Here is a 14,769-nt window from a genome sequence, read left to right as displayed (position 1 = left end):
GTCATTGCCCCTCCAAGGCAGATGATGTTGCGCCCGGACAGCCTTTGGCGAACTGCACGCGTCCAAAGGCTGTCCGGGTCGATGTCTCCCTTGTCCCGATATACCGTCATTTTAACGGCAAGGTGCTGCACGCAAGCATTTCTGTCCGCGCGGCGAACATTGCTTGTCCGGTTTATCTCTATCATAATGATAGTAAGCCGCGACGAGTCGGCGCTAAGGAGAGCCATGAACGATATTGAGTCCGAGGTGCCACTATCCTGGTGGACCCGCCTGACCCAGGCCTTGATCCGCGACCCTGCGATCACCTTGCTGGATACCCATGACACTGAACATGAAGCGGAGGACATGCGGCGCGCGTCGTCGCGTCTCGGGGAAAGCATCGGTTAAACGCTGCGTTGCCAAATAAATGCTTCGTTCCCACGCGAGAGCCGGGCATGAATGGCGTAACTTCCACCATCATGAGGCATATCATGGCCACAGACCCGCGCGCCGTCACTCGTCCCGTCGATCCCCTGTTGCTGGAGCGCTGGTCGCCGCGCGCTTTCGATGGCTCGGCAATGCCGCAGGCCGATCTCGATACATTGTTCGACGCCGCGCGCTGGGCCCCGTCGGCCTCCAATTATCAGCCCTGGCGGTTCCTGTACGCGCATCGCGATAGCGCCGATTGGCCGCGTTTCCTGGATCTGCTGGTGCCGGGCAACAGCGTCTGGGCGAAAGAGGCATCAGTGCTCATGATGCTGTTGTCTGACACGCTTACCGCCGCGCCGGGGTCCACCGACTGGACGCCCTCGCACAGCCATAGTTTCGATGCGGGTGCGGCATGGCTGGCGCTGGCGCTTCAGGCGACGCGCATGGGCTATCATACTCATGCCATGGCGGGGGTCGATTTCGACCGCGCCCGCATCGAACTCGCCGTACCAGACCGCTTCCGCCTGGAAGCCGCCGTCGCTATCGGCCGGCGGGCGGACAAGGCGATCCTGCCCGACCATCTGCAGGCGCGCGAAACGCCGAGCGGCCGCAAGCCGATCGATGAATTCGCCTTCGCCGGCAATTTTCGCGACTGATATCGGAGACGAAGGCGGGGTTTGTTGCCCCGCCTTCTTGGGTTAGCCTTCCCTCCAGCCGCCACCCAGTGCGCGGAACAGGTCGACCTGGGCGAAGGCGACGTTGCGGTCCGCGCTGGCGAGGTCCGCGTCGGCGGCAGCCTGGGTGCGCAGCGCATCGAGAACGGTCAGGAAGTCGATCCGTCCCTCGCGCTGGCGGGCGGTGCTGATGCGCGCCGCGCGGGCGGCCTCATCCCGCGCGGTTTGTAGCGCGGTGCGGCGTGACAGCGCCTGAGCGTAATTGGACAGCGCCGTTTCCGTTTCCTCCAGCGCGCGCAGGACGGTGCCGTCGAAGCTGGCGAGCGCGACGTCGCCGTCGGCGCGCGCTGCGGCGATCCGCGCGCGATTAGCCTCCTGATTGGGGAAAGCCCAACTGATGAGCGGGCCCAGCAGCCAGTTGAGCGGGCCGCCGCCAAACAGGTCGCCGCCGCCAATGGCCGTCGTACCGACCGACCCGCCCAGGGTGATGCGGGGGTAGAGATCGGCCGTCGCCACGCCGATCCGTGCCGTGTCGGCCGCCAGCCGTCGTTCCGCCGCCCTCACGTCGGGCCGTCGCGCCAGCAGCGCGCGGCCGTCGCCGACCGGAATCGGCTGCGTCAGGTCGGGCGTCTGCCGCGCCGCGCGCACCGCGTCCGGCAGGTCCTGCGGCGTACGGCCGGTCAATGTGGCAAGGCGGAACAGGGCGGCGTTGCGGTCGGCCTCCAGCGACGGGATGAGCGCGGCTTGCTGATCGCGCAGCGACGTCACCCGCACCACGTCCAGCCGGTCCGATCGGCCGACGTCAAAGCGCGCCTGGGTGATGCGTAAAGACCGGTCGAGCAAATCCACCGTCTGACGGGCAACAGCGATCCGTTCGGCCGAGGCGGTGGCGTCGACATAGGCGCGCACCGTATCGGCCACCACCGCGACCCGCACGGCATCGGCGTCGGCGGCGGCCGCTGCGGCATCGCCACGCGCCGCCTCGATCGACCGTTTGACCCGGCCGAACAAATCCACCTCATAGGCGACGTCCAGCCCCATATCGATGGTCCAGTTTTCCCGGTCCATGCCGGGCAGTGTCTGCGCCTGGGACACGCGGCCATAGGTCGGCGATCCGCTGAGCGTGGTGCTGGGCAAGCGGTTGGACCGCGCACCGCGCAGCTGGGCGCGGGCGCGCTCCAGCCGGGCGACCGCGACGCGGATGTCGGTATTGGCCGCCAGCGCATCGCGCACCAGCGTGTCGAGCAGCGGATCGTCATAGAGCCGCCACCAATGATCCTGCGCCGGGCTCTGCGCGACCGCCGGGTCCGCCGCCCCGATGAACGGGGCGGCTGCGCTGGCGGGCGGTGCGGGCGGGCGATAGTCCGGCCCGGCGGCACAGGCGGTCAGCGCACTGGCGCCGAGCAGCAGCGTAATGAAATGCCTTGTCATGGTTTTCGTCCTCATTCGGCGGGCTGGATCGCGGTCGCGTCCGCCTGCCCGCGCCGGCGCTGGGCGAAGCGATCGCCCAGCGCGCGGCACACGACATAGAAGGTAGGGGTGAAGAGCAGGCCGAAGGCCGTGACGCCGGTCATGCCGAAGAAGACCGCCGTGCCCAGCGCCTGGCGCAATTCCGCGCCCGCGCCGCTCGCGATCACCAGCGGCACCGCCCCCAGAATGAAAGCGAAGCTGGTCATCAGGATCGGCCGCAACCGGGTCTGCGCCGCCTGAACCGCCGCCTCGATTGGTGAAAGGCCCTGTTCTTCCTCCGCCTGCTTGGCGAATTCGACCACCAGGATGGCGTTCTTCGCCGCCAGCGCGATCAGCACGACCAGGCCGATTTGCGTCAGGATATTATTATCCATCCCGCGCAGGTTCACGCCCAGCATGGCCGCGAACAGACACATCGGTACGATGAGGATGATCGACAGCGGCAGCGTCAGGCTTTCATATTGCGCCGCCAGCACCAGAAAGACGAAGAACACCGCCATGCCGAAGACGAGCCCCGCGGTATTGCCCGCGCTCTTCTGCTGAAAGGCGACGCCCGTCCATTCAGCGCCATAACCGGACGGCGCTTCCGCCGCGAGCTTCTCCATCGTCATGAGCGACTGGCCTGAGGAATAGCCAGGCGGCGTGTCGCCGTCGATTTCCACCGCCGGCATCAGATTGTAGCGCACCACGCGATAAGGGCCGGTCTTGTCCTCGAACGTGGCTACCGATCCGATCGGCACCATCTGCCCACTGTTCGACCGCGTTTTTAGATTGGCGATGTCCGCCACCGATCCGCGATGCTCCGCATCGGCCTGTGCGGTGACGCGATAGGTGCGGCCGAGCAGGTTGAAGTCGTTGACGAAGGCGGAGCCCAGATAGACCTGCATCGCTTCGAAGATGCGTTCGGGCGGCACGCCCAGAAGGTCAGCCTTGCGGCGATCGACATCGGCATAGACGCGTGGCGTCCCAACGTCGAACAGCGTATAGACCATTGACAGGCTGGGTGACTGGTTCGCCTTGGCGATCAGGTCGTTCGCCTGTTTGTTGAGATCCGCATAGCCGCGTCCCTCCCGGTCCTCCAGCATCATGCGATAGCCGCCGGCGGAACCGATGCCCTGGATGAGCGGCGGGGGCACCAGCAGGATGCGCGCCTTGTCATAGCCCGCAACCGCCTTGTTCGCCTGCTCCATGATGCCGGCGTATGTGACGCCTTCCTTCTCCCGCTCGGCAAAGCTGTTGAACGGGAAATAGATCGCCGCGCTGTTGGGGGCCTGCGTCTGCGACGGGCCATGGAAGCCCGCGAACATCACCGCGCCGCGCAGCCCCTTGATCGGCAGGATCTTCTCCGCGACCTCGCGTGTCACCTTGTCCGTGCGCTCCAGCGACGCGCCCGAAGGTAGCTGGACCACGGCCAGGAAATAGCCCTGATCCTGGGCCGGAATGAAACCGCCGGGCGTCACCCAGAAGAGGGCGATGGTGGCGGCGATCAGGCCGGCATAGGTCAGCAGCATCTTCTTGGGCCGTGCGACCAGGAAGCGGGTGAGGCGTCCATAGCCCGCGCTCATCCGGTCGAACCCGCGATTGAACGCGTCAGCGCCCTGGCCGAGCTTCTGCCGCCAGACCGGATCGCCGCTGCGGTCGCGGGGACCATGTTTGGGCTTGAGCAGCAGCGCGGCGGCCGCCGGCGACAAAGTAAGCGAGAGGATCAGCGAAATGACCGTCGCGGTCGAGATGGTGACTGCGAACTGCTGATAGAAGGCGCCCGAAATGCCGGTGATGAACAGCGTCGGCACGAACACCGCGCACAGCACCAGCACGATCGCGATCAACGCGGTCGATACCTCGTCCATGGACAGGCGCGCGGCCTCCAGCGGCGACAGACCGTTTTCGATGTTGCGTTCGACATTTTCGACCACGACGATGGCGTCATCGACGACGATGCCGATCGCGAGCACCAGCCCGAACAGCGACAGATTGTTGAGACTGTAGCCAAGCCCCGCCAATATCGTCGCGGTGCCGATCAGCGAGACCGGAATGGCGATGATCGGGATGATCGCCGCACGCCAGTTTTGCAGGAAGACGAGGATCACCAGCACCACCAGCAGCACTGCCTCGACCAGCGTGTGATAGACCGCGTCGATCGACTGGCTGATGAATTCGGTGGGATTGTAGATGACGCTATATTCCAGCCCCTTGGGGAAGCGCTGGGACAGTTGATCCATTTCCGCCTGCACCTTTTCCGCCGCGTCGAGTGCGTTGGAGCCGGGCCGCTGCATCACCGCGATGACGACGGTGGGCTTGTTCGACAGATAGGTGTTGATGCCATAATCCTGCGCGCCCAGCTCGACGCGGGCAACGTCGCGCACGCGCACTTGACGCCCGTCGGCATCGCTGCGGATGACGATGTCGGAAAATTGCTCGGGCGTCTTGAGACGGCCCTGCATTTCGACGCCGATCTGGAAGGCTTCGCCCCGGTCATAGGGCGGCTGGCCGATCGAGCCGGCTGACACCTGGACGTTCTGGGCGCGGAGCGCCGACACGATCTCACCGGCGGTCAGGTCCAGCGCGGCGGCGCGATCCGGGTCGATCCAGATGCGCATCGCATAGTCGCGCGATCCAAACAGTTGCACGTCGCCCACGCCGTCAAGCCGAGCCAGACGATCGCGCACCTGCGTCAGCGCATAGTTGGACAGGTAATTGCGGTCGAACGTGCCGTCGGGCGATTGCAGGTTCACGACCATCAGGAATTCGGGCGTGGTCTTGCGGGTAACGACGCCCAGGCGCTGCACTTCTTCGGGCAGGCGCGGCACGGCGACCGCGACGCGGTTCTGCACCAGCACCTGTGCGGCATCCAGGTCGGTGCCGATCTTGAAGGTGACGGTGATCGTCACCTTGCCATCGCCGGTCGACTGGCTGCTCTGGTAGAGCATGTCATCGACGCCGTTGATTTCCTGCTCAATCGGGGCGGCGACGGTCGATGCGACGGTTTCGGCCGATGCGCCGGGATATTGGGCGGACACCGTCACGGTGGGCGGCACGATGTCGGGATATTGGCTGACCGGCAGGCCAATGAAGGCCAGCGCGCCGACCACGGTGATGACCACCGCGATCACGGCAGCGAAGATCGGCCGGTCGATGAAGAAACGGGAAAAGCGCATCGGATCGTCCTTTGCGAGCGAAAGGGATGCCGCGCGATCCGGCTGGGCCGGATCACGGGCTTGGGAATATCGAGCTGTTGCGGGCGCTTATCGGGCGAACGTCGCCTGTGCTGCGGCCGGGGTCACGCTATCAACCGGGGTCACCGGCGCAGGCGCAGGCCGGATCGTCGCGGGCCGTGTCGCGACCTTGGCGCCGGGCATTGCCGCCTGAACATTGGTGATGACGATCCGGTCTTGCGGTTTGAGCCCGCTGCGGATGATGCGCAGCCCGTCAACAACAGGTCCCAGTTCAACAGGCTTCGCGGCAACGCTGTCATCCTTGCCCACGACCAGTACGGTCTTGCGCGCCTGATCTGACTGGATCGCTGCGTCCGGCACTAGCAGGGCGCTCGCCTTGCCGCCATTGGCAAGGCGCATATTGCCGAACAGGCCCGGCGTCAGAAAATTGTCGGGATTGGCGAAGACCGCGCGAATGCGGATCGTGCCGGATCGCGGATCGAGGCCATTGTCGGTGAAGTCGAGCCTGCCCTTGTGGCGATAGTCGGCCTCATCCTGCAATCGCACCTCGACCAGGCCGCCGTCCGCCTGATCCCGTTGCGACTTGAGGTAGAGCGCTTCGGAGGCGTCGAAGTTGAAATAGATGGGGTCGAGCTTGTTGACCGTGGTCAGCAAGGTCGCGCCATTGCCCTCCGCCCCTGACACCAGATTGCCGATATCGACGCGGCGATCCGACACGCGGCCGGAAATGGGCGCGCGAACCTGGGTGAACTCGACGTCGAGCGCGCGGCTGCGTTCGCGCGCCTGCGCGCCCGCCAGTTCCGCCTGGGCCGCCTGCAAACGCGAACGCAGGGAATCGACCTCGCTGGCCGAAACCGCTTCGTCGCCGGTCAGACGCTGGACGCGGGCATAGTCATTCTTCGCCAGCAGCAACGCGCTGCGCGCGGATGCGACGCTTGCCCGGGCTTCGGCCAGCGCGGCGCGGAACGGACGCTGGTCGATGGTGAAGAGCAGCTGGCCCTTGCGCACATAATCGCCGTCCTGAAAATGAATGGCGGTGACGGCGCCCGACACGCGGGGGCGAATGTCGACGGTCTGGCTGGGGGCGAAGCGGCCGACATATTCGTCCCACTGGGTCACGGCGCGTTGCAGCGGCGCGGATATGCCGACCGTGGCGATCTGCGCCGCCTGCGCCTGTGCTTGCGGTTTATCGACCAGCTTCCATACGCCTCCCAGTGCCACCACCAGGGCGATCGCGGCGATCCCGCCCTGACGGCGCGACCAACGGCGACGGGGCTTCCGTGCGGCCGCGTCCTGCGCGCCGTCGGTATAGATTTTGCTCATCTGGTTCATGCGAAACTCCGGCGTGGGCGGGCATGACGGCCCGCACTGATGGTGGCGAGCAGCAGTTCAAGCTGCGCGGTGGAAAAGCCCGCGGCGCGAAAGGCGGCCAGGGCGGAAAGCGATACGGCATAGCCGCGATGCCAGGCTTCGACGGCCAAGCGCCGCAACGCCTCCAGTCGTTCGCTGGCGAGCGTCAGGTTCGTGTCTTCGCCGAAAATCCAGCGGCGCAGGCGGACGAAGCGCCCCGGCCCTTGCAGGGATCGCAAGCCATCGGTGCGCGCCAGTGCAACAATCTGCCATTCTTGCTGGGTGAAGTCCGTGGGGGTCGAAACCCCTTGAGCGATTGATGCAACCGGGGCGGGGCCGGCCATGGGTTGGCTGAAATCAAGGAAAGCCATGAGGATGCTCCTTCCTGTCCCTGTGAAAATCCTGTCTGAAGCGAATGCGCGTCCTTAGGCCCGGAGCGCGATCAAAGGCGTCCCGCGGCTTGCGCCCGAAATTTGCGCAGACCATCCCGTCTGGCCGCGCGGCTACGCGTCAGGGAGAAAGGCTGTGATGATGGAAACGATGCGACCGGGCGGACCCGATGTGCGCCGTTACCCCGCCGTCAGCGACAACGGAAGATGATGGGAATAACGTTCAAGATTGACCTCCCCGGGCAGATGCCCAGTTCATTCTATACCAAGCGGTATATATTAACCGGACCTGTCTGGTCAAGAGGCTTTTCTGTACCGGAAGGTATTTTATTTGCGATGCGGCATAGAAGCTGAATTCAACGTCCCGGCCATATCGACAAGGTGGTGTCGATCAGCGCTTCCAGCCGCTCGACCGCGACGCCTGCGCCAGCCTGCACAGCCATGCCCTGCAACACCGTCGACAGATAGCAGGCCAGCGCGGCCGGATCGACATGGTCGGGCAGGTCGCCTTCGTCGCGCGCGCGTTCAAGGCGTGCGACCAGAGCGCGATCCGATGATGCCCGACGCGCCAGGATTTCGTCACGAATACATTCGGAATGAGCGGTGCCGCCCACTGCGCTGATGACGCCCATGCACCCCTTGGGATCGGTGCTGTTGGTCTGGATCGCCAGGGAGCCGCGCAACAGCCGTTCGGCCACCTCCCGCGACGTCGGCGCGTCCAGCGCGGATTTCATGTAGCACAGCTTGTCGCGTTCGTAGAGGTCGAGCGCCTTGCGAAACAGCGACTCCTTGTTGCCAAAACAGGCATAAAGGCTGGGCTTCGTGATGCCCATGGTTTCGGTCAATTCCGCCAGCGAAGCGCCTTCATAGCCGCGACGCCAGAACACCTGCAGCGCAGCCGACAGCGCCTGTTCGGGATCGAACTCCCGTGGCCTCCCTCTCCCGCTTTGTGTCACCGTTTCCATACCGATCGGTATATAGGCCATGGGGCCAGAATGTCCAGTGCCGCTAGATCTTGGCCCATGGCTCTGACCCGTCGCTTTCGGTGTCGGCATTCCTTTCAGGCCGAATCATCGCCGCCGCCAGGGGGCACCCGCCCGGCGCGTTCTTTCTTACCGGAACAGAGCATCAGATGGCACGGGCCTGGCTGCTGTTCGGGCTTTACAGGCTTTCCTCCGGGCGGGACCCAGCCAGGTGGGGGCGTTCCGCAAAAGGGCACGGAAGCGGGCGCGGCGGCATGGGGTATGGCGGCCGTCGCCAGCGACAGGCACGCCAGCGCTGGCAGGACCGAAACGCTATACTGCATGGCTGAACCGTTGCTCACGCGGCTCCAGATAGGCATCGAAGGTCGATGCGATGGCGCGGGCATAGGGCAGCGCGGTCGGATGCAAGGTCACATGGCTGCCCTGCCGATGCAGCAGACCCAGTTCCTCAAAGCGGGAAAGGTCCGGCAAGGGGAGGGTGCCGACATGGGCCTCGCCCCGGCATAATAGCGACTCGATCACGCGGCCGCGCGCCTGATCATCCGGTGTCCGGATCACGCCGCGACAGGCGCCGGCCTGTCCTGTCGCCATCCTGTCGCGATAGGCGCCAGCGGCCTTCTCATTTTGCACAAGCAGGTCTGGGAAGGCACTGATCGCGCTTGCCCCCATGCCGATCAGGACGCCGGCATCGTCATCGGTGAAGCCCTGGAAATTGCGCCGCAGCCCGCCCCTTCGCGCCGCTTGCGCCATGCTGTCGCCGGGCAGCGCGAAATGATCGAAACCGATCGGCAGATAGCCGGCCGCCAGGAACTGGGCATGCCCCAGCGCCGCCATGGCGAAGCGGGCCTCCATATCCGGCAGCGCGCTGGCATCGATCCGGCGCTGACGCGGGAGCAGGCGTGGCATATGCGCATAGCCGAACAATGCAATGCGCGCGGGCGCCATGCGCATGGTCGCTTCCAGTGTCGCGGCCAGATCGTCGAGAGACTGGCCCGGCAATCCGTACATGAGGTCAAACCCCACCGCGATGCCGATCCGGCCGAAGCGCTCCACTGCGCGTTCCACCATGTCCAGCGGCTGGATGCGACCGATCCGCGCCTGCACGGCCGGGGTAAAGGTTTGCACGCCCAGATTGACCCGGCCGACCCCCATGACCCCCATCGCGTCGATCCACGCCCGGTCCAGTCTGCGGGGGTCCAGTTCGACGGAGATTTGCGCATCGCGCGCGCCGAAGCAGCGGATCACCTGCTGAAGCAGGCGGACGAAATCGACCAGCGGCAGGCTGTTTGGGCTGCCCCCGCCAAAGGCGATGCGCGTGATATGCCCGCGACCGCCAAGGCGCTGCGCCGTCGTCGCAATCTCTTGTTCCAGCGCATCGACATAGGCGGCCAGACGATGGCTGCGATTGGCAGCGCCGGTGTTGCACCCGCAATACCAGCATATGTCATGGCAATAGGGAATGTGCAGATAGAGCGAGACGGGGGTGCCCTGGGCAATCTGGTCAATCCGCTCCAGCATCGCGTCGGCGCCCACGGCGTCGCTGAACTGCGCGGCGGTGGGATAGCTGGTGTAGCGGGGCACGGGCCCGGCGAGCAGGTCGGGATGATAGGTCCACATGCCGCTTGCCTCGCATGGCGAGGACGCGGCTGCATTGCGCTCGATCAAAATTCCCGTTGCGCCTGATCAATGCAGCGCCCGCCGATGCGGGCCAGAGCGGCATCTCCGAATAGGTCATATCGAAGGGAAGGAGATCCATTATGCAGCCCATCAAGACGCTGTTGCTCGCTGCTGCCGGCGCCGCCGTTTTTGCGAGCGTGCCCGCCCAGGCGAAACAGGGCGACATCCTTGTCCGACTGCGCGGCATCGTCGTCGCGCCCAATGAGAAGAGCGGGAGCGGGCTGCCAGCCTTCCCGGGCGAAAAGGTCAGCATCGACAATGCGGTCGCGCCGGAAATCGACGTCACCTGGATGGCGAGCGACCATATCGGATTTGAGCTGATCGCCGCTACCACCAAGCATAGCGCCAGCGGGCGCACGGGCACGACGGGATCGATCGGCAAGCTGGCATCGACCTGGGTCTTGCCGCCGACGCTGACCGCGCAATATCATTTCCTGCCCGATGCCCCCGTGCGGCCCTATGTGGGGGCGGGTGTCAATTATACGCTGTTCTATAGTGAGGATGCGTCGGGCGCGCTGGAGAGCGCAGCCGGCCAGACGAAGGTGCATATGTCCGACAGCTTTGGCTGGGCCGCGCAGGCTGGGGTGGACATCGACCTCAACGACCGGCTGTTCCTCAATATCGACGTCAAATATATCGATATCGATACGACGGCGCGGCTGTCCACCACGGCGGCGGGCGTACAGAAAGTGCATGTCGACCTTGATCCGCTGGTATTTGGTGTGGGCGTCGGCATGCGCTTCTAATTAACGGGGGGCAGGGGAGAAGGGCGTCGTCCTCTCCTGCCCCCACCCAATATCGGTCGTCGCCCAAGCGGTCAGAATTGGCGTTCCAGCAGAACCAGTGCAGGGTCCCCATCGACTGGCCGGGCGACGAAGCCCTTTTCCCGTTCCAGCGTGATGGCGGCGTGATTTTCCCGGCTCTCGATCGACTGGATTGCGCGGACGCCCCATTGCCGTGCCTGCGCGGCGGCATAGTCGAGCAGCGTCCAGCCAATGCCACGCCCCTTATAGTGCGGGCTGATGGAGATCGCGACTTCGGCGATTTCGATTGCCTGATCGGCAGCAAGCGTGGCTGCGGCGATGATCTCGTCTGTGCCCGGCAGGAGGGCGAGGATGGTTTCGTGTCGCCCATGGTCGAAGGCCGCTATGTCCTGCGCCTGCGCCACGGTCAGATGTCGCACCGACGACAGGAAGCGGAAGCGACGGCCTTCATCCGATACGATGTCGAAGAAGGCCGCCACCGCCTCCGCATCGGCCGGTGTCGCGGGGCGGGTCGAAAAACGGAAGCCGGTGCGGGTGACAAGGTCATTCATGGGCATGCTCCTTTTGAGGATCAGGCGGCGGCGAGCCCGCGCACGAGAAAGGGCAGGCGCGTGCCGTCGGGTTCGGTCAGGGTCAGATAGCTGCCTGGCGCGATGCTGTGGGCGTCCAGCCGGTAGATGCGCTCGTCGTCCGCGTCGCCCGGCGCATAGGACAGCGCCCAGCCATCACCGGTGCGCAGCAGATAGCCGTGCTGGTCGGGTTCGTTGGGCCAGAAGCGGCGCACCGTCGCCAGTTCCGGCCGGGTGCGATATTCCTGTTCGTCGATCATCCCGGCCGGATCGAGCGGCAGGCGAAGCACATAGCTTCGCGCTGCTGATCCCTTGGGGAAGGTGGGCGTGCGCGCCAATTCCAGGCGGATGGTCGACCAGGTCATGGCCACCATTTTCCGCGATCCGACGCAGCGCCGAAATAGGGACTATCCCGGATGGCGGGCCGGACGGGCGTCCGATAGCCATCGTGGCGAGCCTCAATGATCTGGAGGAGCCGATCATGAAGACGATCCTGCTGCATGTGCATGACGACAGAGGGGCCGAAGCGCGGTTGCAGGCGGCCTGTGATATTGCCCGCGCGACCGGCGCGCATATTCGCTGCGTCCAGTTGGCGGCCATGCCCGCGATGATGATGGCCGATGCCTTTGGCGGCGCGGCGCTGGCACCGTCGGTGATGGAGGAACTGGAAGCGCATGATGCGTCGGTGCGGCTGCGGCTGGAAGCGCGGCTGGCCCGGGAGGATGTGTCCTGGGACTGGAGATACTGGTCCAGCGACCCAGTGCCGGGGTTGCTGTTCGCCAGTCGCCTGACCGATCTGGTGATCCTGTCGCTGGCGCAACATATGCGGCAGGATGTGGACGATCCGCTCAACCTGGTAGCGGACGTGGTGCTGGGCGGACGGACCCCGGTGCTGGCCATGCCGGCCACCGCGCGCCATGTCGATCCGACGGGCTGCGCGATCGTCGCATGGGATGGATCGGCCCCGGCGGCCGCGGCCCTCACACGCGCGACCCCGCTGCTGAAGCGCGCGCAGGCCGTGCATATCGTCACGGTCGAGGAAGCGGACAAGGACCGGTTTCCATCGACTGAGGCCGCCGAATATCTGGCCCGCTATGGGGTTGCGGTGGAATTGCATGCCCTGCCGCGCGAGGGCGCGGCGATCGAAACGATTTTGGCGGAAGCCGCCGTGCGCCTTGGCGCCGATTGGATGGTCATGGGCGTCTATGGCCATGGCCGAATGCGCGAAATGATCTTTGGCGGCGTGACGCGCGCCCTGCTGCGCGATACGCGCATCCCGCTCTTGCTGGCGCACTGAAAGGATTGCATGGTTCCGCGATGGCTGTGGCGGATGACGAGACAGACGGACTGGACCGGCAGGCGCATAGCCTTGAACAGGCGCTGCTGTCGTCGATCCTGAGCACCGTGCCCGATGCGCTGATCGTCATAGACAGGCAGGGTCACATCGTGTCGTTCAGCGCCGCTGCGCAGGCCATGTTCCAATATGCCGAAAGCGACGTTCTGGGCGAAAATATCGCGATGCTGATGCCTTCGCCCGATCGCGAGCGGCATGATGGCTATATCGACCATTATATGCGGACCGGCGAGAAACGGATCATCGGCATTGGCCGGCTGACCAGCGCGCGGCGGCGCGACGGATCGGTCTTCCCGATAGAATTGTCGGTGGGCGAGGTGCAGGATCGCGGCCGGCGGCTATTCACCGGCTTCATCCGCGACCTCACCGAGCGGCAGCAGGCGGAGCGGCGGGTCGCCGATTTGCAGGCCGAACTGGCCCATGCCGGGCGAGTCACCGCCATGGGGACGCTGGCATCGGCGCTGGCCCATGAGTTAAACCAGCCGCTTGCCGCCATCGCTAACTATATGGAGGCGGGGCGCGACCTGCTGGCGACGCCGGGCGACATCGACCGGGAATTGCTGGGCGAGGCGATGCGCGAAAGCGCGGGGCAGGCATTGCGCGCGGGCGAGATCATCCGGTCGCTGCGCGAGTTCATCAAGCGGGGCGAGACGGTGCGCGGCCCCGAAACGCTGCGCACGCTGTTGGCCGAGGGGGCGGCGCTGGCGCTTATCGGCATGCAGAGCGGGGGGATCGATATGGATGTGCAGGTGGACGCGCGTATCGACAAGGTGCTGGTCAACCGCGTGCAGTTGCAGCAGGTGATCATCAATCTGGTCAAGAATGCGGTGGAGGCGATGCACGGATTGCCCGTGCGCATCCTGCGGTTGACGGCCGCGCCCGATGCGGACGGCAAGGTCGAAGTCGTGGTGGCCGATTCCGGCCCGGGGCTCGACCCCGCCATGTCGCGCACGCTCTTCACCCCCTTCACTACCAGCAAGCCGGGCGGCATGGGCGTTGGCCTGTCGATCAGCCAGACCATCATCGAAGGTCATGGCGGCCGCATCTGGGCGACGCCGTCGCAATGGGGCGGTACGGCTTTTCATTTCACCCTGGACCGCGCTGACGAGATATGAGCCAAGCCTACCCCATCTATGTCGTCGACGATGACGAGGCGATCCGTCGGTCGCTGTCCTTCCTGCTCAAGACAAGCGGCTTTGCCGTGCAGCTGTTCGAGGGCGGGCTGCCGTTCCTGAAGGAGGCTGGGCATTTGGCGCCGGGCTGCGTGCTGCTGGACGTGCGCATGCCCGACATGGACGGTCTGGAGGTGCAGCGCGCGTTGCGCGGGCGGGGCGTGATGCTGCCGGTCATCATCATGACCGGCCATGGCGATGTCGACATGGCCGTGCAGGCGATGAAGGCAGGGGCGAGCGACTTTATCGAAAAGCCGTTCGAGAAGGCGGCGCTGCTGGCGTGCATTGCGGCGGCCCAGCGCCAGTCGGTCGCCGAGCGTGGTCTGTCGGCGCGGGCCATGGAGGCGCAGGCGCGGCTCAACGTCCTTACCGATCGCGAGCGCGATGTGCTGAACGGGCTGGTCGATGGGTTGCCCAACAAGACCATCGCCTATGACCTGGGCATCAGCCCTCGGACGGTCGAAATCCATCGCGCCAACCTGATGCAGAAACTGGAGGTCCGCAGCCTGGCCGAAGCGTTGCGAATCGCCTTTCACGCCGGCCAGGGTGCTGACGCTCCACCCGGCTGAGTCGGGCCGCATGCCTTTGACGCCGGCGTGACAGGAGCGAAGTTCACACGCTTTGCGCTTTTTGGGCTCGAAGCGACCCCTTCGCGCCTGCGAAGCGACCACGAAACGACCACGAAGCGACACTAGCCCGCCGCGCCAACCGCCGCCACGCAGCGGCCGCGGGGCCGTGCGCGATGCGCTGTCAGGGTCGGCGACATGGCGGATGGGGGCGGTC

General features: G+C 65.4%; 15 protein-coding genes. 6 read left to right on the top strand and 9 right to left on the bottom strand.

The features are described from left to right. The first annotated feature begins 225 nt into the window (after positions 1–225). Positions 226–387, top strand: a complete 162-nt coding sequence (locus tag SKA58_RS12620) for a hypothetical protein (protein ID WP_009822831.1) — start codon at positions 226–228, stop codon at positions 385–387. 83 nt (positions 388–470) lie between these two features. Then, a complete protein-coding gene (locus tag SKA58_RS12615; protein ID WP_009822830.1) occupies positions 471–1,064 on the top strand; it encodes a nitroreductase family protein in 594 nt (197 codons plus the stop codon). A gap of 42 nt (positions 1,065–1,106) precedes the next feature. Here SKA58_RS12615 and SKA58_RS12610 read toward each other — a convergent pair whose 3' ends face one another. The 7 genes from SKA58_RS12610 to SKA58_RS12585 form a co-directional block, all read right to left on the bottom strand. Beyond that, entirely contained in the window at positions 1,107–2,513 is a 1,407-nt protein-coding gene (locus SKA58_RS12610) for an efflux transporter outer membrane subunit (protein ID WP_037543141.1), read from the bottom strand. Positions 2,514–2,524: 11 nt separating this feature from the next. Continuing rightward, a complete protein-coding gene (locus SKA58_RS12605) occupies positions 2,525–5,710 on the bottom strand; it encodes an efflux RND transporter permease subunit (protein WP_009822828.1) in 3,186 nt (1,061 codons plus the stop codon). A gap of 87 nt (positions 5,711–5,797) precedes the next feature. After that, positions 5,798–7,060, bottom strand: a complete 1,263-nt coding sequence (locus SKA58_RS12600; protein ID WP_009822827.1) for an efflux RND transporter periplasmic adaptor subunit — start codon at positions 7,058–7,060, stop codon at positions 5,798–5,800. Next, on the bottom strand, positions 7,057–7,449 hold the full coding sequence (locus SKA58_RS12595) for a hypothetical protein (protein ID WP_009822826.1): 393 nt from the start codon (positions 7,447–7,449) through the stop codon (positions 7,057–7,059). The genes SKA58_RS12600 and SKA58_RS12595 overlap by 4 nt, the downstream gene beginning before the upstream one ends. A 374-nt stretch (positions 7,450–7,823) precedes the next feature. Beyond that, positions 7,824–8,453 (bottom strand): TetR/AcrR family transcriptional regulator, encoded by a 630-nt coding sequence (locus SKA58_RS12590; protein ID WP_009822825.1) that lies wholly within the window; start codon positions 8,451–8,453, stop codon positions 7,824–7,826. A 74-nt stretch (positions 8,454–8,527) separates the two neighbouring features. Beyond that, entirely contained in the window at positions 8,528–8,773 is a 246-nt protein-coding gene (locus SKA58_RS19875; RefSeq protein ID WP_232209420.1) for a hypothetical protein, read from the bottom strand. Beyond that, complete coding sequence (locus SKA58_RS12585) at positions 8,763–10,067, bottom strand: radical SAM protein (protein WP_009822824.1); 1,305 nt, start codon at positions 10,065–10,067, stop codon at positions 8,763–8,765. The genes SKA58_RS19875 and SKA58_RS12585 overlap by 11 nt, the downstream gene beginning before the upstream one ends. A gap of 140 nt (positions 10,068–10,207) precedes the next feature. Between SKA58_RS12585 and SKA58_RS12580 the strand changes: the two genes are divergently transcribed. Then, complete coding sequence (locus SKA58_RS12580) at positions 10,208–10,873, top strand: OmpW/AlkL family protein (protein ID WP_009822823.1); 666 nt, start codon at positions 10,208–10,210, stop codon at positions 10,871–10,873. Positions 10,874–10,944: 71 nt separating this feature from the next. On the opposite strand, the gene SKA58_RS12575 is transcribed toward SKA58_RS12580, so the two are convergent. Further along, positions 10,945–11,442 (bottom strand): GNAT family N-acetyltransferase, encoded by a 498-nt coding sequence (locus tag SKA58_RS12575; protein ID WP_009822822.1) that lies wholly within the window; start codon positions 11,440–11,442, stop codon positions 10,945–10,947. Positions 11,443–11,462: 20 nt separating this feature from the next. After that, the gene (locus SKA58_RS12570) at positions 11,463–11,834 is read right to left on the bottom strand and encodes a hypothetical protein (RefSeq protein ID WP_009822821.1); all 372 of its coding nucleotides are present in this window, start codon (positions 11,832–11,834) and stop codon (positions 11,463–11,465) included. A 74-nt stretch (positions 11,835–11,908) separates the two neighbouring features. On the opposite strand from SKA58_RS12570, the gene SKA58_RS12565 reads away from it, so the two are divergent. Genes SKA58_RS12565 through fixJ form a run of 3 tightly spaced genes read left to right on the top strand, consistent with a single transcriptional unit; the run spans position 11,909 to position 14,555 of the window. Then, complete coding sequence (locus SKA58_RS12565) at positions 11,909–12,757, top strand: universal stress protein (RefSeq protein ID WP_009822820.1); 849 nt, start codon at positions 11,909–11,911, stop codon at positions 12,755–12,757. 20 nt (positions 12,758–12,777) lie between these two features. Then, positions 12,778–13,929 carry a sensor histidine kinase gene (locus tag SKA58_RS12560; RefSeq protein WP_009822819.1) on the top strand — a complete coding sequence of 384 codons (1,152 nt, stop codon included), beginning with the start codon at positions 12,778–12,780 and terminating at the stop codon, positions 13,927–13,929. Then, positions 13,926–14,555: a response regulator FixJ gene (fixJ, locus tag SKA58_RS12555; RefSeq protein WP_009822818.1), complete on the top strand. Its 630-nt coding sequence runs from the start codon at positions 13,926–13,928 to the stop codon at positions 14,553–14,555. The genes SKA58_RS12560 and fixJ overlap by 4 nt, the downstream gene beginning before the upstream one ends. The last annotated feature ends 214 nt before the right edge of the window (positions 14,556–14,769 follow it).

Source organism: Sphingomonas sp. SKA58 (assembly GCF_000153545.1).
GTDB classification, from domain to species: Bacteria; Pseudomonadota; Alphaproteobacteria; order Sphingomonadales; family Sphingomonadaceae; genus Sphingobium; species Sphingobium soli.
The sequence above is the reverse complement of the archived record's forward strand: the minus strand, read 5'-3'. Positions and strand labels throughout refer to the sequence as shown.